The organism is Pseudomonas sp. DF5, assembly GCF_058148225.1.
Genome location: NZ_JBYVYM010000003.1, coordinates 306,293 through 329,019 on the forward strand (window position 1 = coordinate 306,293; position 22,727 = coordinate 329,019).

16 protein-coding genes and 2 pseudogenes are annotated in these 22,727 nt (G+C 51.9%); 2 read left to right on the forward strand and 16 right to left on the reverse strand.

Annotated features, from left to right (window positions below):
* Position 1: 1 nt before the first annotated feature.
* Complete coding sequence (locus AC30D7_RS04755) at positions 2-952, reverse strand: AraC family transcriptional regulator (protein ID WP_490133252.1); 951 nt, start codon at positions 950-952, stop codon at positions 2-4.
* 274 nt (positions 953-1,226) lie between these two features.
* Between AC30D7_RS04755 and AC30D7_RS04760 the strand changes: the two are divergent.
* Positions 1,227-1,595: pseudogene (locus AC30D7_RS04760) on the forward strand (FIG domain-containing protein); the annotation flags it as partial.
* Between the two features lie 43 nt (positions 1,596-1,638).
* On the opposite strand, the gene AC30D7_RS04765 reads toward AC30D7_RS04760, so the two are convergent.
* From AC30D7_RS04765 to AC30D7_RS04820, 12 genes and pseudogenes are all read right to left on the reverse strand, one after another.
* Complete coding sequence (locus AC30D7_RS04765; RefSeq protein ID WP_490133253.1) at positions 1,639-2,400, reverse strand: MBL fold metallo-hydrolase; 762 nt, start codon at positions 2,398-2,400, stop codon at positions 1,639-1,641.
* Positions 2,401-2,528: 128 nt separating this feature from the next.
* A complete protein-coding gene (locus tag AC30D7_RS04770) occupies positions 2,529-3,284 on the reverse strand; it encodes a methyl-accepting chemotaxis protein (protein WP_490133281.1) in 756 nt (251 codons plus the stop codon).
* A 102-nt stretch (positions 3,285-3,386) separates the two neighbouring features.
* Positions 3,387-4,667 (reverse strand): annotated as a pseudogene (locus AC30D7_RS04775) (PDC sensor domain-containing protein); the annotation flags it as partial.
* A 94-nt stretch (positions 4,668-4,761) separates the two neighbouring features.
* A complete protein-coding gene (gene qhpE / locus AC30D7_RS04780; protein ID WP_490133254.1) occupies positions 4,762-5,433 on the reverse strand; it encodes a subtilisin-like serine protease QhpE in 672 nt (223 codons plus the stop codon).
* Positions 5,433-6,518, reverse strand: coding sequence for a quinohemoprotein amine dehydrogenase subunit beta (gene peaD, locus AC30D7_RS04785; protein WP_490133255.1), 1,086 nt, complete (start codon positions 6,516-6,518; stop codon positions 5,433-5,435). The genes qhpE and peaD overlap by 1 nt, the downstream gene beginning before the upstream one ends.
* Positions 6,519-6,523: 5 nt before the next feature.
* On the reverse strand, positions 6,524-6,850 hold the full coding sequence (gene qhpC / locus AC30D7_RS04790; RefSeq protein ID WP_490133256.1) for a quinohemoprotein amine dehydrogenase subunit gamma: 327 nt from the start codon (positions 6,848-6,850) through the stop codon (positions 6,524-6,526).
* On the reverse strand, positions 6,847-8,280 hold the full coding sequence (gene peaB / locus AC30D7_RS04795) for a quinohemoprotein amine dehydrogenase maturation protein (RefSeq protein ID WP_490133257.1): 1,434 nt from the start codon (positions 8,278-8,280) through the stop codon (positions 6,847-6,849). The genes qhpC and peaB overlap by 4 nt, the downstream gene beginning before the upstream one ends.
* A gap of 7 nt (positions 8,281-8,287) precedes the next feature.
* Positions 8,288-9,835 carry a quinohemoprotein amine dehydrogenase subunit alpha gene (gene peaA / locus AC30D7_RS04800; RefSeq protein ID WP_490133258.1) on the reverse strand — a complete coding sequence of 516 codons (1,548 nt, stop codon included), beginning with the start codon at positions 9,833-9,835 and terminating at the stop codon, positions 8,288-8,290.
* An 803-nt stretch (positions 9,836-10,638) separates the two neighbouring features.
* Positions 10,639-12,438: a sigma-54-dependent Fis family transcriptional regulator gene (locus tag AC30D7_RS04805; protein ID WP_490133259.1), complete on the reverse strand. Its 1,800-nt coding sequence runs from the start codon at positions 12,436-12,438 to the stop codon at positions 10,639-10,641.
* A 153-nt stretch (positions 12,439-12,591) separates the two neighbouring features.
* The gene (locus tag AC30D7_RS04810; RefSeq protein ID WP_490133260.1) at positions 12,592-14,067 is read right to left on the reverse strand and encodes a benzaldehyde dehydrogenase; all 1,476 of its coding nucleotides are present in this window, start codon (positions 14,065-14,067) and stop codon (positions 12,592-12,594) included.
* A 326-nt stretch (positions 14,068-14,393) separates the two neighbouring features.
* Complete coding sequence (qhpG, locus tag AC30D7_RS04815) at positions 14,394-15,698, reverse strand: flavin-dependent monooxygenase QhpG (protein ID WP_490133282.1); 1,305 nt, start codon at positions 15,696-15,698, stop codon at positions 14,394-14,396.
* Positions 15,699-15,772: 74 nt separating this feature from the next.
* Positions 15,773-17,491, reverse strand: coding sequence for an ABC transporter ATP-binding protein (locus AC30D7_RS04820; protein WP_490133261.1), 1,719 nt, complete (start codon positions 17,489-17,491; stop codon positions 15,773-15,775).
* A gap of 500 nt (positions 17,492-17,991) precedes the next feature.
* Between AC30D7_RS04820 and AC30D7_RS04825 the strand changes: the two genes are divergently transcribed.
* Entirely contained in the window at positions 17,992-18,279 is a 288-nt protein-coding gene (locus AC30D7_RS04825; protein WP_490133262.1) for a c-type cytochrome, read from the forward strand.
* A 799-nt stretch (positions 18,280-19,078) separates the two neighbouring features.
* On the opposite strand, the gene AC30D7_RS04830 is transcribed toward AC30D7_RS04825, so the two are convergent.
* From AC30D7_RS04830 to AC30D7_RS04840, 3 genes are read right to left on the reverse strand one after another with little or no spacing between them, the layout of a single operon-like run.
* Positions 19,079-19,876 carry a transglutaminase family protein gene (locus AC30D7_RS04830; protein WP_490133263.1) on the reverse strand — a complete coding sequence of 266 codons (798 nt, stop codon included), beginning with the start codon at positions 19,874-19,876 and terminating at the stop codon, positions 19,079-19,081.
* Positions 19,873-20,823 carry an alpha-E domain-containing protein gene (locus tag AC30D7_RS04835; protein WP_019578892.1) on the reverse strand — a complete coding sequence of 317 codons (951 nt, stop codon included), beginning with the start codon at positions 20,821-20,823 and terminating at the stop codon, positions 19,873-19,875. The genes AC30D7_RS04830 and AC30D7_RS04835 overlap by 4 nt, the downstream gene beginning before the upstream one ends.
* Before the next feature lie 3 nt (positions 20,824-20,826).
* The gene (locus tag AC30D7_RS04840) at positions 20,827-22,236 is read right to left on the reverse strand and encodes a circularly permuted type 2 ATP-grasp protein (RefSeq protein ID WP_007938225.1); all 1,410 of its coding nucleotides are present in this window, start codon (positions 22,234-22,236) and stop codon (positions 20,827-20,829) included.
* Positions 22,237-22,727: the final 491 nt, after the last annotated feature.

A 22,727-nucleotide genomic window follows, 5' to 3' on the forward strand; every position in this document is an offset into this window, starting at 1 on the left:
ATCAAGCTCGACGAATTAAAGTTTCAGATGGCAACTCCCCAAATCGCTCCTTATAAAAATTAGCAAATCTCCCCATATGAAAAAAGCCATAATCAAACGCCAATTCAGTGATGCTTTTAATATTGCAATCAGAATCAATCAGGCATTCTCGAACCCTGTCCAATCTTCTCCCCCTGATATACTTCTTTGGAGAAACACCTACATACCGCTCAAACATCGCATAAAAAACACGCACACTTACACCTGCTAAATCAGCGAGTTCTTCGATCCGTACATCAATATTCCCATCAATATACGAATCAATTTTTTCGAGCATCACAAAGACTGCATCATGGTTCGTGCGAAGCACATTAGACTTCAACAAGCTAAGCATCTTAACTGCAAAAATATACTGATAGCTTTTATCAACCTTATAAGCTCTACCCTCTGATTCAGCCTCCCTGCATATCATGGTTAGCAAGGCGACCAAGCCTTCAACATCGGCTAAATGATAGAGCGTATCTATAAAGCGAATACCGTGCTTGGGGTAGGCCCATCGTTGCTCAGTACAGACATCCTCCAGTACCTTCAATGGCACTTTCAGGATGAACTTCTCACAATCTTCAGAATACGTAAAGTCTACTGGATCATCTGGATTAATTACTATTAACTCACCCGGACGAAGGCAAAGGCTGCGCCCCTTGACACGCCACAAACAACTCCCACGCAATAATATCTGGATATGATAAACATCATTCAAGGCAGGTGAACTTACCCCGACATTCCCCCCATAGGTGATTCGACACAGATCGAGATCTGCCAAAGCACGGTGATTCAAGCTAGCTCGCACACCTCGATACCCGGTTAAAATGATACAATGTTGACCAATGTACTTATTAACATAGTCCGAAACATCTTGCGGCTCAGCAAATTCAAATATTAGGCTCTGCTCGGTAAGAAATAATACACTCATCGCGACGCCTTCTTGTAATTAGACAGCTCTATTGCAATATGCCAACTCACAAGAACTTTAAACAGCAAGAGGTATGCCATACACAAAATCAGCGTCGCAGACAATCTCAAAGCCTGCGTCATGTTCAAACATTGAACACTTCAGATAACTCCATGAACACTATGGAACACATAAATAGTAAGGAGCACATCGAAACGCTCGGTCGCTTGGCTTAGCCACCACGACCGAGATCTTTCAAGCGACCAAGCAATAGGTGTGGGCATTGGAGTGCCAGCGCCCGGTGTTAGTGGTCATGAATCAGCCGTTTATCGGTGGGCGATGGGCGATGGGCGATACATCGGCAGCGCACAAGGTGCCTGGCGCAATGGTGCAGCATTAAAAACCCGGACCTGCTCACAGCTAAAATCTGGGAGGCTGATGTGCACAACCCCCGATATGTTCGATACAGCCGAAAGAAAAAACGCCTTTGAACAGGTAGCCAGCCAGGTGCAGTTAGTCCTTTTTTGGCGGTGACTGTTATACCGCAGGTGGCCGAATGACGGCTTGGAATGGAAGTACGGCGCAAAACGGCGGCACCGTCGTGGCCTGCGGAGATCCCACGATGCATGCCCAACTGATTCAGCTTCTACAGCATGCCAGCTAAGTAAAACGCAGGCTCGCCCGGGGAGTCACCGGGCACCATAGACTCAGGCTGTTGCGAACAACTGCTTTCGAATGTCCATTCGATCAAAATGCGCCCGTTTCTCGATGATTTTTCCATCGGCAATCGTGAGGAGCATCATCAGGGAAAATCGCACTTCTAGTCCCTTTCGGCTCAATCCCATCAAACACTCCGGTTTGCAGCCCATCGAACAACATGTAAGCCGCAACCTGATCCCCCTCGGCAAACAGAGCCTCGATCGTAAAACTGAAACCTTCAAAAGCATCGAAATTCTTTTTCTCCGACTGGATGAAACCTGCAGAGCCAAGAAGATGAACAGTCGGTCGGTCATACCCTTTTGCACAGAGAACTCACGAAGCTCCTTGCGGGTAAGCACGGCATGGTTCACCGACTCCATATGGGTGGCAATTAGCGTTGCTTGGGGTGCAGCAAGGAAAATTTCGTAGACGTCCTGCTTGCCCATGATGATGGAGCCGAGCCCGATCACTTGCGCATCGCCAGCATTGAGGATGACAACCTCGGGTTGAAACTGCTGCAGACTGTCCTGGACGTATTGGTTCCAGATCGTGTCGCCGGCCAGGTAGAGGGTTTTCTCATCCGGATGGCGGAATACCACCCCACACAGCCGCACATCGCTGAAACCTTGAGACAGAATCAACTCGCGGTCTTGCTCATTCTGAGTAAATATCGGCAGGTACTTGGGAACCAACGCCTTGGCTGTTTCATCCCAATGATCTGGGTGGGTATGGGTAACAATAACGGCGTCAACATTCAAAATCTCGTCCATCGGAACTGGTAAAGCCACCGTAGGGTTGAATAAATGGCCTCTAGTAATTACGAACCGATGGGGCCAGTTTGTTTTTATACACTTCATCAGAAGTCAGCGTCAGCAAATACCAGCTCTCAGCCTCTCCTCTAAACCCGAAACAGCTCCATCAATCCTTGTTGGTGATTGGCTAACTTATTCAACGACTGACTGATCTGCGCGGACTTTTTCGACTGATCGGACAACGACTCAGTGACATCACGTATAGATGCCACATTCCGATTCACCTCTTCAGCGACAGCACTCTGCTCCTCGGCCGCACTGGCGATTTGCAGGTTCATGTTATTGATGATCGAAACCGCGCCGCTGATACGCTGCAATGCCGCCACTGCTTGTACGACCTGCCCTGCACTGCCTTGGGCCTGTTGGTGACTGTTGTTCATTGCGTTCACTACCTCATGAGTTCCACGCTGCAGCGTCTCGATCACCAAACGCACCTCCTCGACGGAGTCTTGTGTTCGCTTTGCCAACCCTCGCACTTCATCGGCAACAACCGCGAACCCCCTACCGGCATCCCCGGCCCGCGCGGCCTCGATGGCGGCGTTCAACGCTAATAGATTGGTTTGCTCGGCAATCGCACGTATGACGTCCAGTACAGAACCTATTTGACCGCTACTAGCCGCCAAACCTTCGACTTCTCTTACCGCAAGACTCATGTCTTTAGCCAAACCATCTATCATGTGCGTGGTTTGCTCTATCACTGCAAGACCATCTGAGGTCGCCTGCTCCGCACCACGGGCGGCTTGTGCAGCCTGGGCCGCGCTATTGGCCACGTCGTGAGCTGTGGCACTCATTTCCTGCGACGCCGTGGCCACCTGTTCGATTTCCCTGAACTGATGCTCCATGCCTGTACTGGTTTGCTCGGACAGTGTCGCTGATTGGTCTGCCGTCGAACGTGCATCATGCACCGATGCCTTCACGTCACGGATTATTGGTTGAAGTTTGTCGAGGAAGCGATTAAACCAACCTGCTAACTGACCCAATTCATCGCTGCCTTGATAGCTTAAACGCTTGGTTAAATCGCCCTCACCGCTAGCGATGTCGCGAAGCATGCTCGCCACACCCAAGATCGGCTTACTGACGCCACGGGCGGTCAACCACAGCACAGCCAAACCTAATAAAGCCACGCATCCGGCAAGGCCTGTTTCCCATAGAGCTCCGGTCAGACTTCGTTCATCCAATTCTTGATGCAGCGCAAGCGCAGGTTCCAACAAAATTGCTCGCGGAACCTCTATGAGCAGTCCCCAGGATTTGCCTTCAGGAATCACACTCAGCGGCTCCAAAATGCGCAAGCTGGCCACCGTATCAACGGCCTGAGACTTACCGGAGGTCAGCTTCGTCAGTAAGCTGGTTCCGTCTTCCTGAACCTTATCCAATGTCTGACCGAGGGAACCTGGATTATGACTGTCGCCAGCGATCAGTCCTGCAGAGCTGACTATTTGCAACGTTCCCCTACCGTCATACAACTGCTTGCTGCCATTCAGACTGAGCTGTTGCAAGCGGCTCAAACTGATATCCGCGCCGATGATTGCTACGACTTTGCCTTTTTCGATCAATGGAAAAGCAAGGGTGGTCATCAGCAAAGGCTGGCCAGACGTGTCGTCGAAATAAGGATTCAGCACGCATGGTCTGAATGTTTGCTGTGGGCAGCTATACCATGTGTTGAATGGAGTTCCATCCAACATTGGCGTGGTATCCGCAATTATTTTCTCGGGCACTGCCATGTAACTGTCCGTCAAATCCTTTTGACTCCAGTAAGAAGCAAATCGCCCTTTTTCATTACTTCCAGCGATTGATTCATCCCTAAAACGCGCATCCTGGCCATCCAACGCGTCAGGTGCGAACACCACGTACAAGCTCAGTAACGAGGGATTGGCTTTGAGGCCGTCATGTACTAACTGATTCAGATCCTTGCGCAACTCTCGAGGATCGGCTCCGTGCTTGATAGCTTGCTCGCGCAACTGTTGGACTTGTCGACTGAATTGATTGCCGTAATGATAAATATCTGAAAAAAATCGCTCAGTAGTCTCAGCTTGCTGTTCTCCACGAGCCTCCATACGCGCACGCGCAGCAGCCTCAAGCATCTGCGAATTAGCAGATTTTACGAGCTCCAGACTGGTATCCATGCGATACAGGGAAGTACCAACCAACAGCACGACGGTGCAAAGTAAACAAAATCCCGCTAGTAAAGTGATTTTCCACTTGATGGAGACACGCGAAAAACGCATAGATACCTCCCCGTGCCCGGGACATTTTTATGGGAGCAAGCCAATCACATAATGTGAATACACTCTGATTAATATTTCTGCGCGAGCAAAATGCTCATGAGCTAACGCGTCTTTCAACTCCAAAGTAATCGCAACGCTGTCCCATTAAGGATAGGGCTTCCTTGAACTCTAGAGAGCGCCCTTCCTCCATGAGGATCCTGGCCAGATACCCGGCTACGCGAGCGGCACCCAAGCTGGCTCCTGCCATTCCCGTTCCGCCATGTTCGGGAGAGTTACTCCAGGCTCCGAACAGACGAGGCCCCAAGCGCGAAAGTTGCTCCCATTGACATCTCGCGTCGCCGGTACCACCAATCACGTTATCGTAACCAGCCGGATAACAAGCGATCCCTCGAGCCGGACTGGCCGCAACAAGAAGCAACTTCTGCGTACTAGCCCTATGGATTACCTCGCGTAACGAAGCACGATCGGCAGTTAATCCCAAACTCATGCAGATAATGTCCATCCGATAAGGCGCTGGTTGTGAAACAAACCAGTCGATGGCCATGGCGACCTGAAGAGCGGAGGTAACTGGCCGTTCGTGAAACACTTGTGCATGAGTGATTACAACATCACTGCAGCTGTTGCGGATCACCTGGGCAACTTTCGTTCCATGCCCTAGGCGATCCGGCACGCAAGGCTCGACGACGCCATCGGCTCGAAAAGCCAGAGACCCTTCAATTTCTGTCGAAGGTCCTCCGCTATCAATTACGCCAATACGAACGATCATCAGTGAACCGTGAACAAACGCAGGGCAGAGGCGTTTGACATATTTGCATTCTCAGGGAGTTTCATTTCTCCTACTTTCTCCAATGTTTCACCGTCATAGACAAGTAAATCGCCTCCCGCGCCACCGATCCAAATATATTTATTATCAGAACTAACGACTACAGAATAGAACGTATGAGGAAGATTTACCTGCTTGAGAGGTTTACCACCATTGGCCAAATCAAACGATTGGAGCACATTGTAAACGGCATATGCGCGTTTGTGATCCGGGCTAGCAGCCATAGAAAAATAAATAGTCTGGGTAGGCTCAATATCGTTCATTTGTATCTTCCCTTGTTTCAAATCAAGGGTGAGCAGACCGGTTTGGAAGGCCTCCGGGGAAGCCGGATCTTTATCACGAAGTTTCACATAATACGGCGCGACCATGAGCTGGGAATTATCATACTGATACCAGACATTCAACAGATCCGGAGGAAAGTGATCTTTTTGGGACCATTTCTGAATGGGTAATTCATCCAGTTGCTTTCCAGACTCAGCATCGAAAACATACAAGTCTTTACCCAGAGCAAAGATTTTTTTACCGTCCTCCGAGTACATCAACATCGTAACTTGACGAGGTGCAGGAGCCGTAAATTTTAACGTCAACGTTTCCGCATCGTATAACGCGATACGTGTAGGCTGGACCTTGAATTCGTTACGAAGGTGTTTAACAGGGTTCTGATATACGGCAATGGTTTTGCCGTCAGGCGAGAGATTCATGCCCCAGGTAGCCCACACGCGCTCATCGGCTTTACTCATATCCAACCGGAGCAGATTTTTTCCCGTTTCCATGTCCATCTTGACAACACTTTGACCTCCGTTAGCCAGTACATATACAAATTTGGCATCAGGGCTTACAGCAGAAACCATCGGCGTAGCGCCGCTGTTTTCCACCACAAAATTTTTCAAGATCTGCCGATTATCCATATCAACAACGAAAACTTTGTCAGGATGTGCAACAACGGATAAAAAATCTTTCGCCATCACTGGGGTGGCTTCCAGTGCACCGACAATCGTTAGTACAGCGAAGCATATTGACTTTATCATTATTATTAGCCCTTAGATTCGGGGAAAACGGAATTCAAGTTACGCCAGTCCTGAGTGGGGTCCGCAGTATCCTTACCCCAGTTAGGATAAGTGGACATCGTGTCAGGTACTTGTGCTGGCCACCAGCAAGGATCGGAACAAGCGTATAGATCTGCTTCCATCGGTTGACACAAGTTGGAAACACCACCAAATCCGTCGATCTCCCATCCTGGGTCAAAAGAAGTTGAACAGCCGACCAAGGCATTCATTGCCACAACTTCTTCCTCACGACCTTCGGCGTGGGCTTCGACAAAAATCTTGGCCTTGGCATTGGCTGGGATGAGATGTTTCATGCTTTGGCGCTCCGTGGTTCGATATGATTACGGAAAAAACTAGGATTACTTTTCATGATTCGCACGTAAGATTCGATTCCGAAATCAACCCAGTCGCGCAGCAAATCGCAGTAGTGATAAACAGGAGCAAACGGGTCACCTTGTTTCGCATAAGATTCGTGATAACACCCCCCTGCACAAATTGAGCGAATTCGACAGGTTTTACAGCCGAAACTACTACGATCTTGAGCGCCCTCAATGAACGCAGCTAATTTTGGAACATCGATACCGCGATCCACGTTGCCATAAGTCGGTTGATCAGACCCAACGAAGCGATGGCATAAATGGAGGTCGCCATCCTTGTCGACAGCCAGCAGTCCTAAACCGGCACCACAGGGCACTACTTTTTTAGTGCCTTGAGCAATATCCGTTAACAACTGGTGCATATTTGAGAAACCGATATTTTCACCACGACAGGCCGCCTCGACATACCGCCGACCCAAAGTTTTCATATCGTTGAAAACCTGCTTCAACGCATCATTATCCAGATTGAAAGATGCGATGGGACCTGAAGTAGCTGGCCCAAATCCAACTTCAGCAAAGCCCAAATCATTTTTCAGATGATTATGGATACCGAGCACATCTGTAACTCCCTTGGTAAGCGTCACGCGGACACCTACAGCGCGCGCGGTATATCGCGAGAGCAACATCCGTACCTTGCGCGCCACCACGTCATAAGTTCCGTTGCCGCCCACCGTAATACGGTTTGCATCATGCATCGCTTTTGGACCATCCATCGATACCGTCAGGCCAAAGCGATGCTCGTTGAGCCAATCAACCATCGGCTCCGTTAAAAGCGTGCCATTAGTGGTTAGCGAAAAATCAATTTTCTTGCCCTCTTCCGCCGCCCGAGCTTCGGCATAAGGAACCATTTCGCGTATAAGCGCATAGTTGGAGAGCGGTTCACCACCAAAAAAAACCAGATTGACCTGGTCCCGATTTTTGGCCTGTTTAAGCAACATTTCGAACGAAGCCTTGGCTATATCGAAGCTCATCTTGACGCCCTTAGAAGGGGTCGTAAGGTCTTCTTTGTAGCAATAAGTACAGGAAAGGTTGCAGCCTGTATTCACATTGAGAACGATTGTCGAAAGCGGAATTTCTTCGACTTTAGCGACGACGCGAGGTAATTCTGGGGAACCAGACTCACGCAAAATATCAAGATCGATAAAACTGCTGACACACTCCGCAAGACTCTCGGGGGAATGCCGTGAGCCGAGTTCGGTACGCATAACATCGCCGTCGACGCGATCGATACGACTGAATAAGTTGTATACATCGCGCCCCACATCATCAAGCTCGAAAAGGCTGCTGCTGGGGACATGCATCATCATGGAATGGCCATCCACATTGATCTGATGCGCGTTATGTCGAATAAGAGTAAGCGCTGTCATAGGAGCCTCAACGAATAGGGGTGTCGACGAAGCGTTGGACGGTCACATAGAGGTGCGCCTCGCCCGGCAGAGGTTTGCCGTTATCATCAACTGTGGCGATTACCTTGAGATTGCCAAGGTTGTTGGTGGACATCGGCCGCTCTGGATTAGGACCTGCTTGCGCTGGAGTGAAGCGGCCGCTCTGCTCGATGGAGCCTGCGTACTTGGCGTCCTGCATCTTGGCAGCGCCTTCATCCCAGTTATTTACGGCCCACGAAGCGCTAAATACACCGACACGAATGTCGTCATCCGTACCTGGTTTCCGGTCCGCTCCATTCAGGAAACCCACGGCCTCAAATTGCGCAGGAACCTTTGCGATAGGGCCGCCATTCCCCCCGACCCGGGCGATAGTTTGATCAGGCTCTACGCGAACACCGTCAAGCTTGGAAAAAACTACGAGCGGCGCACTTGCCTTGCCGACGCTGACCTTCACAACCCCCAGAGCTTTTTCTGCGGAAAGCTTCATCACGACTTTGGTATCACTCTGAGAGACAACTGCTCCTGCGACACCTTTAGGCAGAACCGGCTTACCGGATAAGCCTACGCCGACAAGCGTGATCTCACTCTCGTCTCCAGTTCTTAGGTAAGAAGGACTAACAGAAAGAATGCGAGCCGGTGCCGTTACTGGAGAAGCTATAAGACGCCCGCCAATAACTTCATTGGATTTTTCAAACCAACGACCAGAGAGTGATCCGTCGGCATTCAAAGCAAATACCTGACGAATTTCCTGCTTACCGTCGCTTAATGTAGCGCGCCACTCGCCCTCCCCCAGCAGCACCCCCCGTCCTTGATAGGTCGCAGAGCCATCCTTGTTATCAATTGTCATTGAAACATCGTAGCCCTCCTGCGCAGCCTTCAATGACAGCGTTCCAGAATAATCACCGCTACCTGGCTGGTGGCCTGCGACAATCCAACTCTCGCCCAATTTGGCACTTGCGGCCTTAGGCGCCTGACCTAGCGGATAGTTTTTTGCGAGAAATGGCAGGACCTCGCCATTGACATATGTCCACCAGTCTCGATCACGCGCCATCGCCTGAAGTTCTAGCGTCGGAAATTGCCCGAGGTGGAAGTTGAGCAATTTTTCCCAGTCTGCAGGAGTTCGCCGTTGCAATGCGACTCGAGCATAGGAGTGACATCTGGAGCAGGTTTCGGTCATCATTTGATTGGGTGCCACGTCTACCGCTACCGGTTCCTTTTCCAGGATGTAACGACGCCCCTCTGTTTCCTTCACGCTCAATCCACGCGTCTGGGCCAGATACCTCACTACCGCCGTACGATCGTCCTGGCTTAGCGGAACCTGATGATTGCGCATCATCCGCACTACAGTCATATCCCAAGCTTCTGGCGTTTTTCGTACAGCGTCTATGCGCTCCAAACTACCGTCTGCCGCGATATGGCAAGCAGCACACATGGTCTTTACAACCTGTTCCCCTGTCTGCGCTGCTGCGAACGGGGCAATAGTGAGCGCCAGAACGGTACTACACGAGATGAACGCAAGTCGGCGGAGTGGTTTCATCGATCAGAATTCCTCTGGCTCTTCACAAGGGACGGAGCCCATGCTGGCTATTTTCTTATGTTGGTGACTTAAGTTTTTGTAGTTATGGCATCCAAAACCAAGGCAGGCTGCGGGCGCTCGATCGGTTAAATACATATTTCGTGCCAGAACTCGTAACTATATGTTTTATATGAATAAATATGAATTTTATCTGACTGCAGCAAATGAGAGTGATCGATTTCTGAACACAGTGTTCAATCTTCCAGACACACAGATACAGCCCAATAAAGCGCATATGGGACATATAACAAAAGGCGGAAAAGTCGCGATAGGGAGAAGAACTGGTTGCATACCATGTCTTGGCTTTGCGGGGCTGGGTAGATGGCTTGACCGGACGGTCACTTAGAGCGGTGTTAATCGTGAGTCTGTTCCGAATCCACAGGGGCAGAACGTTTTGAGCTCAGCAACACGAACTGACCAGCAGAGCCGAGCTGATAGCAATACGGAACTCGGGGCTAAAATCTGTCCAAGTGAGCTTAGGGAATACCTAGCCATCGGTACTCTCTATTTCGGTTGATCAATAATACAGCGGGGAATTTCGAAGGTTGCAAACGTGACCTTTAAGCTGCCTGACGTATTTAAGAATATGTCAGGCAAGCCTATTGTCAGGTTTATTTAAACCTGAGCGCGCAGCAACTAAAGGAGGATCGTAGCCAGGTGAAAACGAAAACAACGCCTATACCCAGCTGTTTGTCGCAACGGTATTCTAACAATGGCAAGCTCAGCATTAAAAGTACCAACTTCGCGCCGCCCTTATAACCGCACTATTCGAGCCTTAATTTACGATATACAGTGCCGCGTGCAATACCTAGTTGCTGCGCTGTAGCTTTCACATTGCCATGATTGGCATCCAGTGCGTCTTGAATTTTCTTTCTTTCAAATTCTTTCAACGATTTTTCACTTCGTTTCAAGTCAGGCTGCTCCAAACCAGGAAAGTGCTCAGGAAGGATCAGGAGCCGTTCGCCAGCCAAAGCCACTGCCAGACGAATAGCTTGTTCCAACTGCCTGATATTTCCTCGCCACTCCTGATGTTTAATAAGCCCCCACGCATCAGGATGTATTGCACCTCCTTGATAACGTTGAATCAATTTGACGATGATGCCATCTAAATCCTGACGCTGGCGGAGCGCTGGAATACTAACGTGCATGCCATTAAGGCGGTAAAAAAGGTCTTCTCTGAAACGATGTTCTTGAATGAATTTTTTTATGTCGCAGTGTGTCGCGCTAATCACCCTTACATCAACCGGATGGCGCTCGGAACTGCCAAGACGGGTGACCTCCCTTTCCTGCAATACACGAAGCAACCTAGTCTGCAGATTGAATGGCATGTCACCTATTTCATCAAGCAACAGTGTTCCACCATTCGCTTCTTCAATACGTCCTCTGGTACCTCCTCTACGCGCACCGGTAAACGTTCCCTCGACGTAACCGAATAGCTCGGACTCAATGAGGTGTTCAGGTATCGCCGAGCAGTTAATGGCTATAAACGGAGCATCAGGGTTCAATGAGTCATGAAGCGCCCTGGCGAACACTTCCTTTCCGGTACCCGTTTCTCCCTGCAAAAGTATAGGAATGCTTGCTGCAAAAGCTTTCGAAGCCATACTGAACTGCTGGTTGAGCGCAGAGTCCTGCCCGATTTCAGGAGCCGAATGGCGTGCACGAACAGGCGCTTTGGGGGAACCGGGGAAAGATAAGGACTGAGCATAAACTGAAGAGCCATCATTTAATGCTATGAGGCTTGGCGCATTTACAATTACAGACTGAGGTCCACGTTCGAAAAAATTTTCCCAATTCAATGAAGATTCGAGTATCGCTGACGTATCAATGCCCAGTATTTTTTTTGCGACTTTATTAGCCGCGCAAAATTTTCCATTTTCATCAAATGCGACCAGACCTTGAAATGGCGTTCCAATCAATCTCGCATCAAATTGGAGAGCTACGATCTGGCAGTCTAACAAACCCGAATACAATCTACTTTCGATAGCCATCGCCGCGATTTTAAGCTGCTCTAAAACAGCAGACGCATTCCGCTGACCAATACCCGTAATATCAATCGCGCCAACCAACTCCCCGTGCACCCCAAAAACCGGAACTGAGACACAGAAAAAATTCTCAAACTCTTTTAGATAGTGCATGCCTCCGCAGACGATAAAGGGTTGCTGCTCATAAAGCGTACAACTTGGAGCAGTTGTTCCAATATCTATTTCATTGACACGTTTTCCTACTTTCAGCGGATCTACACCGTCTGGCGCGGACGCGTGTTTGGCATACACGATGACACCTTCGGGATTGACACAAAAAAGTGCCCAATCTTGCCCTCCAAATATTCCCCATAATCTGTCTAACTCGGGCTGAGCGCAGGCGGCTAGGCGTGAATCCACGCTGCTTAATTCATGGGCACGCAAGCGTCTGGTCAACCGCTTATCCCAAGGTGACAAACCTGCTTTTCTGGAACGTTCCCAAGAATTGGCTATGGCTGGCGGCAATAAATCCGCTGGCAGCGAATGCCCATCCAGAAAGCGACGCCGAACCTCATCAAGGCCATGCATATCTCTAATATTCATGTGCTGACCACTCGTAATCTTTCATAACACTCTCAGGTGTTTTTATCATCAATGGCAACAATTCACATATAATTACATCACATAAAAAATCGCCCGCTTAGAACGGGCGATTTTTTTTGATATTACCTCGATCTACTTGAGATCCCCTCTCATCTATAAGACATAAGGAGTTGCTTCGTCCTTGATGGTCAGCCACTGCCATTGCGTGAATTCCTCCCAATTCGCAGCACCACCAACACTCGTACCATTTCCAGACGCGCCCCAGCCACCGAACGGATTTACTACTTCGTCATTAACCGTCTGATCGTTAATATGGAGCATACCGGTACGGAGCCTGTCACCGATTTTGAGCGCCCGTCCAACATTCGAACTGATAATGCCAGCGGCCAGGCCATATTCAGTGTCGTTAGCGAGCCGTATGGCATCTTCATCAGAGTCGAAGGGCACAACAACTGCTACAGGCCCAAAAATTTCTTCACGAAACGCCGGGTTATCCGACATGACATTGCTGAGCACAGTAGGCTGGAAGAACAGTTCCTCGTAGCGTCCTCCAACCTCGAGTTTCGCACCCGCCTGTTGAGCCTGATTTACGATTTTAGCAACCTGATCGCGTTGGTGCGCATTAATGAGGGGCCCTAAAGAAACCTTTGTTGTAGCAGGATTACCCACGGTGAGCTTACCAGCCTTGGAGATCAGCGCTTTGAGGAACTGCGGATAAAGGTTGCGCTGAACCAGGATTCGGCCGGTGGCCATGCAGATTTGTCCTTGATGCAGGAATGCCCCCCAAATGGCATTGGCAACCGCGAGGTCTATGTTTGCGTCATCCAGAATAATTAACGAGTTCTTGCCGCCCAATTCCAATGACACTTTTTTCAGATTGCGACCTGCAGCTTCGCCAACCTTTCGCCCAGCTGCGGTTGAACCGGTAAATTGGATCATCGCGACATCTGGTGAATCAACCAAAGCAGCGCCCGCGTCGCCTGCACCAGGTAGTACATGCAGAACCCCTTTTGGCAGCCCTGCAAGCTCAAACAACCGACCAATGAGCAGTCCACCGCAAACAGCAGTTCGGGGATCCGGCTTTAGCACAACACTGTTTCCAACGGCCAGAGCAGGCGCGACCGAACGCATCGCCAAATAGAGCGGGAAGTTGAATGGTGAGATGACCCCTACGACACCCAGCGGCCGACGCCTGGCTATACTGAGGCGACCGGCTCCTGGGGCATTAGGCAATACATCACCCTGACTCTTGCCTGGCATCATGGCGCTTTCATGCAACGCTTTGATCGTCACATTAGCTTCAAACCCAGCCTTCAATTGAGTCGAACCACTTTCTTTAACCAACCATTCGACAATTTCACCAAAGTGCAATTCTGCAATATCAGCCGCCTTGCGCATGATTGCAGAACGCTCTTCATGAGAGGTACCAAACCATTCCGCCTGTGCTTCACGGGCTGCATGGGCAGCAGCAGAAGCCGCCGCGGCGTCAGCCATACCTATCCAACCCAACGACGCACCTGTTGCAGGCTCTATAACCTGACTTACATTAGGAGAAATATTTCTCCAAGTACCGTCGAAAACACAGTTATTCCAGAGTTCGTCTGGCAGAAACCTTGAAATTTGATTCATAACGTTACCTATAAAATTGTTCTTGGATAGTGCTATGCGCCTGCAACTCCTTCCGTAACAGCATAAGGCGTGCCAATTTGATTTCATGGATAAACATCAAAGAATCTGTCTAATACTTGCACACCACCCAAAAAACGTGTTTCACAATTGAACACTCGATATTCACAAAAAAAAGTCTAACTCCTTCGGCAGATAATGAGTATTCGAGGATGATATTTGGACATGAACAAGTATTACCCAACGAATAAAAGTTATTCAGGATGAGATTAACTAGCGTCGAACAGAAACACTGAACATGATTCAGCGAAAGAGACGAGCAAGCACAATTAGACGGGCTTGTACCCTTGAGCCAATAGCCAGCTTCGAACCATGCGGCCCTGTTCTGCCGTCAAGCTCGCAAGCACTCGTTCGTGGGGTTCCGAGCGTAAACGTCGCACAAGTGGCGCCAGCTCGACCCCCTGCACACACCAAGCGCCCAATGGTTGATCTGGCGTGATGACCACCTCTGCCTCAACGACAAAACCGTCGTGCAGTACGGGCGCCCTTACTATTTTTAAAGCACTAAAGTCTGCTTCTGCGTGAGCCACTTCGGCGTCTGGCCACTGTCGACGCACAAACCAGAATGGTTGTTCTTGCCAACGCAGCTCATCAAGGTAGAAATCCCGGCCGATCCTGGCGAACCGCAAAAACAGCTGCTCTACCCGTTGCTGGTGAAAACGCTGGGCCAACACCGCTCGTTCAGGTTTACGCAGCAACGTATTAATCACTGTCGGTGCCTGCAACGCCGACGATAACGATTGAAATATCCCGTTGCCCGACAGCGGATCGACCGCCATCGCAGCGTCACCTACCCGTATCCAATTAGTGCCACACACCTGAGGACTTAAAATTGCGGTACTGCTGCGCGCATGGAACTGCACGTCGACTTGCTGATCCGGGCCAAAAAATGCTCTCGCCGCGATCGAGGCTTTACGCCGCTGATGACAATATTCGAGCAGGTGCTGTTTGCCAGGGAGGTCAGCACTGGCAACATCGATTGTCCACTGCCAATAGCATTGACCATCAGCACGCCTAGCCATCCATACCCAACCGTCTTCCAGGCTTTCCACCGCGCTGGCTGTAGATCCCGGCCGGCCTTGCCAATGATTGAGCAGACTGACCGTCTCCGGTCCGCGCATGGCTCTACCGAGCGATGGCGCCTGACGTCCGCGCGCCTCCACCAAAAAATCCACATGCATTGCATTTTGGCCTTCGACATCGACGCGATATCCGACTGCGGAAGTTTGAACGCTTAACACCCGCCCCTCGATCAAATCGACGCCAGCAAGGCGCAAATCTTCGCGCAACCCTTCATCGAAGGCTTGGCGGTCCAATAAAAATTCCACGTTCTGTGCGTGATGCTGACCGTTCCATGTCACCTGCCGTTGAGACGGCAATGTCGCGTCCCCCAAAGCATGATGCAGTCCTGCGCCGCGCAAGGCCTCCAGCACACGCACAGAGACACCCTCCAACGCTTTAAATCGCCGCCACTCGCTGACCATCGAAACCGGATAACCTAGCCGCCGCAACCCCAACGCCACTGCAGCGCCTGCCGGCCCAGCTCCCAAGATCAGAATTCTGCATCCGGTCATCGGAATAAAGCCTCGCTTCTCAATCGGATGAATAGACACGGGAAAGTGCTGGTGAGTACTACGCCTAGTCCCATTCAGATTTCATGCATAACTGTTTTCGATATCAACAGACCATCAACCATTTCGAAATGTAGATCTGCGTGGGCCAAGGTAGATGGGCGGTGACTTATCAATATTCGGGTTCTCCCAGCAAACAGTCGGTCAATGGCTTCGATGACTTCTCGTTCGGTGGCTTCATCTACCGCAGAAGTCGCCTCATCAAGCACCAGAATCATTGGGTTCTGCAGCAGCGCTCGGGCAATGGCGATTCGTTGTTTTTGCCCGCCAGATAGCTGTTGACCGCGTTCACCCAACGGGGTGTCGAGGCCTTCAGGTAGTGAAGCGATCAAGCTCTCGAGTTGTGCGAGTTGTGCAACCGCGGTTATGGCATCCCGGTTGGCATCCGGTGCGGCGTAGGCCAGGTTATCGGCGAGACTGCCACGGAACAAGACGATATCTTGACTGACAACAGCAACCCGTTGCCGTAGCTCAAACAAGTTTAACTCGCGTAGATCAACGCCCCCCAATAGCACCCGCCCCGTCCGCGGATCAAGATGTCGCTGCAGAAGGTCTATCAATGTTGATTTGCCGACACCGGAACCGCCGCTCAATGCAACTTTCAATCCGTAAGGAATTCGCGCATTGATGCCGCGTAACGTACTCAAACGACCGGGATGGCTGAAATGCACATCGTCGAAACGCAAATCGCCTTGAGCCGGTATCGGCTTGGGGATAGTTGGACTAACAACAGTAGGCTCCTCACCGCGCAGCTCCATGACGCGTCCGAGGCTGACCGTCATCCGTTGTATGGCGACGTATAGACCCAGCAAACTCTGGACCGGCCCTACTGCCATTCCCAAGTATGTGGAAAATGCTATCAGAGCACCCAGCTGCCATGTCCCCTGAACAACCCAATAGCCCCCCGCCAGGAAGGCGCAGGCGCGGGCCAATGAAGTTAGCGTGCCGGGTACGGCCTGGGTAAAGAACTCAGTAACCTGCAGGCGCAGCAATTGATGCATGTAGCCCTGCCCCAAGGCCTCTAGGCGGCGAGATTCTTTTTGCTGCTGGCCAGCTGCCTGAATGAACTTCATTACTGGCAGCGTCTCGACCATAAACGAAGACACATCTGCGGAACGCTCGCGCAGTTGCCGTACATCACGCTCAACCTTTCGCCGCATCCAGCGCAACCAAAGGATGTCGAGGGGAATCAGCACCAATACCAGCAATGACAGCTTCCACGATAGGGTCAGTAACATCGACACCGCGCAGATCAGCCCGACCACACTCGATACAGCTGAGAACAATGAGTCTACGGCGAAGCGCTGAATCTCGGCGACATCGCCATCGAGCCGTGACATCAAATCACCGATGCGCCGCTGGGTATAAAAGCTCGGAGACAAGGTCTGCAGGTGTCGATAAAGATCGTCACGTAACGAGAACAAAATCCGTCCAGACAAGCGCGTGTGCAGGTAACGATTGATTCCCGAAAGAGCCGTACCCAATAGGCCGGCAAAGATCATCAGGCAAGCGATTTTTACCAGCGCTGGAAAGTCGCGTGCCAGCAGTCCATCGTCGATTAGAAGTTTGGTTAACCATGGCTGTAACAACACCAAAAGGGAGGCACAAATTGACAAGCCAAGCAGCCCGATGATTGCCAGCCGATGCGGACGTACGAAGCCGTACAGCCAACGCAATGCCGCCAACAACGAATCTGGGTGTTCGCTGTCGATCACTCTGAGAATCAAGCGCCGCATCGAACGGCTTCGCCTAGCACAACACAAATATTATTTTTGATCATGGTACAAAAAGCCCCGCGCGAATTTCGCATGTAGATCTGCACCATTGCGTCCAGTGCGTATTACGTCGCGTGCAATTTCTGCTCCAACCTAGAAACTCGATAGCGCGGCCGCCCGCTTACTTGCGCTTCTTAGCCCTCCAAAACTTAAATCCAGGTCGCATACCAGACGAGTCGCCTCCGCCCACCCTCAACAAACACTGCCGCTCTGGCTGGCACGCCCCATGCTTATCGAATCGCGTCGACCGCTATCAACACAAGCGGCCCTGAGCGGGGTGACTCATCGAAGGTGCAAAAGCCCAATGGGGCTGCTGTATCAAACAGTCGGTTGGACCGCATGACTACCGCCTGGGAAAACACACGTGTTCAGGATCTGAACACAACTCATGATTGCTCAGCACAGCTGATTGAGTGGCGACCATGACGGTAGAACCTCAATACACATTTATAGGGTGAAAATTGAAAAAAATTATAATCTCTGCCTGCTTGGCTTTTTTTGCTTCCGCGGTGGCCGCTCAAGAGCCCGAAGCCGTGTTCAATCGTAGCTGCATGATGTGCCACAACGGCCAATTACCGGCCGCTCCCAGGAAAGGTGATCAATCCGCCTGGAAGCCTCGCTTGGATAAAGGAATGGACACATTGGTGAAGCACGCTACAGAGGGCTTCGCAGCCATGCCCCCGCGCGGTCTCTGCAAGGACTGCAGTGATGAAGATTACCGAACTGTTATCGTCTGGATGTCCAAGTAACTAAATTTTGTTTCTCAAGAAAACGCCGACTTCAACAAAGCATCAGGTGAAAAAAGGTGGAGTGAATCACTGCACTTTTTGATGTGTTCAGGGCGGGGTACCGCCCTATTTTTCTGAGTTCTGCGCGGCCACGCCCCGTCCGGAGCACGTTCAAGATGGCTTGGCATACCTGCCCTCCGGTCAGCTTGCTTTTGATGGCCTCCTTAATAACACTCTCAACGGCTTCAACTAATTGGCTGTCGCCTTTTTTCGGCCTCTTTTGCTCTGAAGCAGAGCAGCCGACCCAGTGCCTTCATCGTATTTATGAAGCAGCCTATAAAACGTAGTGTTCGAACAATGCACTTTTACAAGCTATCTTTTTATCTATGCATATTTGAATTACGTCATTTCTACGCCAGGCCTATTTAAGCTCCTCAAATTCCACTTCATCGCACCGCGCCCCCCTGTTTTTCATATTTCTCATCAGCTCATCTTGTCAATATTGAGCGCCAACAATAAGCATTGTTTCGCGCCCCCCCACCGGTACATGCTGTGGAGATTCTTTTTGGGCCGAGCGCTATAAACTTTTTATAATAATGAACTTAACTTTTGAAAGAGAGGAAAGCGGCGGTCGCCGAGGGATTTAAAATATTTCCCGCACGGGGGTTCATAAATGTAAAAAAATTCAGAGGCTTAGGTGGTTTTTGACATTTGGAATACCTCTGAATTCAGAAAGTTTGGCAGCACACCAACACATGTTGGACAAGAAGCCATACCGCCGTCCATGACAGTATGGCCAATGACATTGACCGTCGCAGGCTTATTGGTGCTGAACCTGAAACAGCGACGTCACCTGCACCCGCGCCAGCATCGACTCAGCTCCGCCTCCGCGACGCATGCCACGCACCGGGCAGGCGTCGAGGTAGTCCAGGCCCACCGCCAGTTTCAGATGGCGTTCGGGCCGGGTCAGTCGGTTGGTGACGTCGAAGCTGTACCAGCCATCGTCGAGCCAAGCTTCGGCCCAGGCATGACTGGCCAGGTGGTTTTCATCTTCGGTGCACAGATAACCGGAGACGTAACGCGCAGGAATCCCCAGGCTGCGGGCACAGGCCAGGAAAGCGTGGGTGTGGTCCTGACAGACCCCGCCTCCGCCCGCAAAAGCCTCGGCGGCCGTGGTGTCCACGGTGGTCGCGCCCGGGTTGTAGACCATATGGTCGGCCAGGCCATGCATCAAGTCGGTCAGCGCCATCCGGTCACGCCGCCCGCCGCACTGCTGCACGGCGAAGGTATTCAGGGCATCGTCGGCTTTTGTCAGGTGACTGGTGCGCAAAAACGGCAAGGGCGACTGGCTGTCGCGTTCCAGCTCACGGTCCGGGTCGATTTCCACCTGACCATAAGCTGTCAGCACCAAGGCGCCGTGGGGCTCGTCCATCGTCAACACATGCAGGATGTTGCCGTAAGGATCGAACTGGCTGCGCACCAGGCGCGGCAGTTCCAGGTGCCATTCCAGAATGCGCTGGCGGTCGTTGTTCTGTGGTGTCAGACGCAGGAACTGAATGCTGGTGCAGACTTCATCGGCGTAGCTGTAGGTGGTGTCGTGACGTATGGACAGTTTCATACGGCCTCCAGATAGGACTCGTGAACGGTCTGGCCGAGATGGCGAACCTGGGAGATGAAGTCAGTCAGCCACAGGTGCAGACCGAAGCCGAGAATCTCGTCGATACCGGTGTAGCGCAGCCGAGCATTCAACTCGGCGGCCAACCGCTGGGCGGCCCGCCCGTTGCTGCCCGGCAGGCTGGCGAGGATATGGTCCAGTTCCTCGATACAGGCGTGCAACGAACGCGGGACGTCGCTGCGCAACAACAGCATCTCGGAGACCTGCTCGGCGCCCGGCGCATTGCGGTAGATCTCGTTGAACGCCTCGAAGGACGACAAGGCCCGCAGCAAGGCACTCCACTGGTAGTAGCCGCGCGCGGAGTTGTCACTCACCTCCTCCGACTCCTCGCCGAACATTTCGTAGCGTGCATCCAGCAGGCGCAGCGTGTTGTCCGCCCGCTCAAGGAAAGTCCCCAGGCGAATGAAACAGTAGGCATCGTTGCGCATGATGGTGCCCGAGGTCGCCCCGCGGAACAGGTGCGAACGCTCCTTGACCCACTCGCAGAAATGGCTGATGCCATAACGCGCCAGACCATTACTGGCGATGTTGCGCATCTCCAGCCAGGTGGCGTTGATGTTCTCCCACATATCGGCGGTGATGCGTCCGCGCACGGCATGAGCATTGGCCCGCGCGGCTTGCAAACAGCAATAGATACTCCCGGGGTTGGTTTCATCCAGCGCGAAGAAGTGCAGCATGCGCTCGGTGTTGAGCTCACCATAACGCTCGTTGTAATCGTCCAGCGTACCGGCGGCGAGCAGCGACATTGCCAGTTCGGCGCGGCCATCGGTGCGCCCCGCCTGAGGCATCAGCGACAACGAGTAACTGACTTCAAGCATGCGCGCCAGGTTTTCGGCGCGCTCCAGGTAACGGGACATCCAGTAGAGGTCCGAAGCGGTTCTTGAAAGCATGTCTTAGTCCTCCACTACCCAAGTGTCTTTGGTGCCGCCGCCCTGAGACGAGTTCACCACCAGCGAGCCTTCGCGCAATGCCACGCGGGTCAGGCCACCGGGCACCAGACGGGTTTCTCTGCCCGACAGCACAAACGGGCGCAGGTCAATGTGGCGTGGGGCGATGCCGTTTTCGACAAAGGTCGGGCACGTCGACAGGCACAGGGTTGGTTGGGCGATATAAGCTTCGGGGCGTGCCTTGAGGCGCGCGCGGAAGTCTTCGATTTCCGCTGCCGTGGCCGCCGGGCCGACCAGCATGCCGTAGCCACCGGAGCCCTGGGTTTCCTTGACCACCAGCTCAGGCAGATTCGCCAGCACATGGGACAGTTCTTCCGGCTTGCGGCATTGCCAGGTCGGTACGTTCTTGAGGATCGGTTCCTCGGCGAGGTAGAAGCGGATCATGTCGCCGACGTAGGGATAGATCGACTTGTCGTCCGCCACGCCGGTGCCGACGGCGTTCGCGAGCACCACGTTGCCTGAGCGGTAAGCGGCAATCAGGCCCGGTACGCCGAGCATGGAGTCCGGGTTGAACGACAGTGGATCGAGATACGCATCGTCGAGACGGCGGTAAATGACGTCCACCTGTCTGGGGCCTGCGGTGGTGCGCATATAGACGTGATCGTCGCGGACAAACAGATCGGCGCCTTCAACCAGTTCCACGCCCATTTCACGGGCCAGGAACGCATGCTCGAAGTAAGCGCTGTTGAAGCGGCCCGGGGTCAGCACCACGGTGGTGGGATTATCCAGCGGACTGGAGCTCCTCAGGGTGTCCAGCAGCAGGTTCGGGTAGTGATCGATGGGCGCCACACGCTGGGCGGCGAAGAGCTCGGGGAACAAACGCATCATCATCTTGCGGTCTTCAAGCATGTAGCTGACGCCGCTGGGAGTGCGCAGATTGTCTTCCAGTACGTAGTAGCTGCCATCGCCGTCGCGGACCAGATCGACCCCGGCGATGTGGGCGTAGATGCCCCGGTGCAGATTCAGGCCCTGCATGGCGACCTGATAACCCTCGTTGGCCAACACCTGTTCGGCCGGGATGATGCCCTCTTTGAGAATACGTTGCCCGTGGTAGATGTCGTCCAGGAACATGTTCAACGCCTGGACCCGCTGAATGCAGCCACGCTCGACCATTTGCCATTCGCTGGCCTTGATGCTGCGTGGAATGATGTCGAACGGAATCAACCGCTCGGTGCCCTGCTCGTCCCCGTATAAAGTGAAGGTGATGCCGGCTCGGTGGAACAACAGGTCGGCTTCGCGACGACGTTGATCCAGCAACTCCAGAGGTGTGTCCGCCAACCAACGTGCGAACTCCTGGTAATGTGGGCGGCAGCCACCACTCGCATCATACATTTCGTTAAAAAAAGCTCGGGACATACCCTACTCCTTGCCGCGATACAGACGGCATTTTTTTTATAACTTCGCTATTTCAATAAAATCAGGCCTTACGTTGTTTTAGTGAGTACTGTTTCTGTTGAGCACCTCAGTGTGCGTCGTTAACTTCCTGTCTCATTCGGAAACAAATTCCTCATGATTTCGGCAATCGCCTGACGCGTTCCGACGCCAGAGATTTGGCCTTTCCGGTTTGATTTCTGGCGCCCCATTTATAACGCTCCCCCACTACTTTTTTCGTTGAAAACCACACTTGCGGTGGTTTGAAAGTACTTTTGCAAGGGCTGTGCCCAAGTATTGTCACGACCGATAAAAGCCGGAAAAACCCTCAGGCAAGACGCCATGGCGACATTTTGTTTCATCCATGAGACGAAAAACGATAGCCCCACTGAAACGTTTTTTCCAGTTGTAACTTGCACAACTCTGGTTCGTACGAAAATGGTGCATTTGGCAACTGATTTGAGCTTTATGCCCCA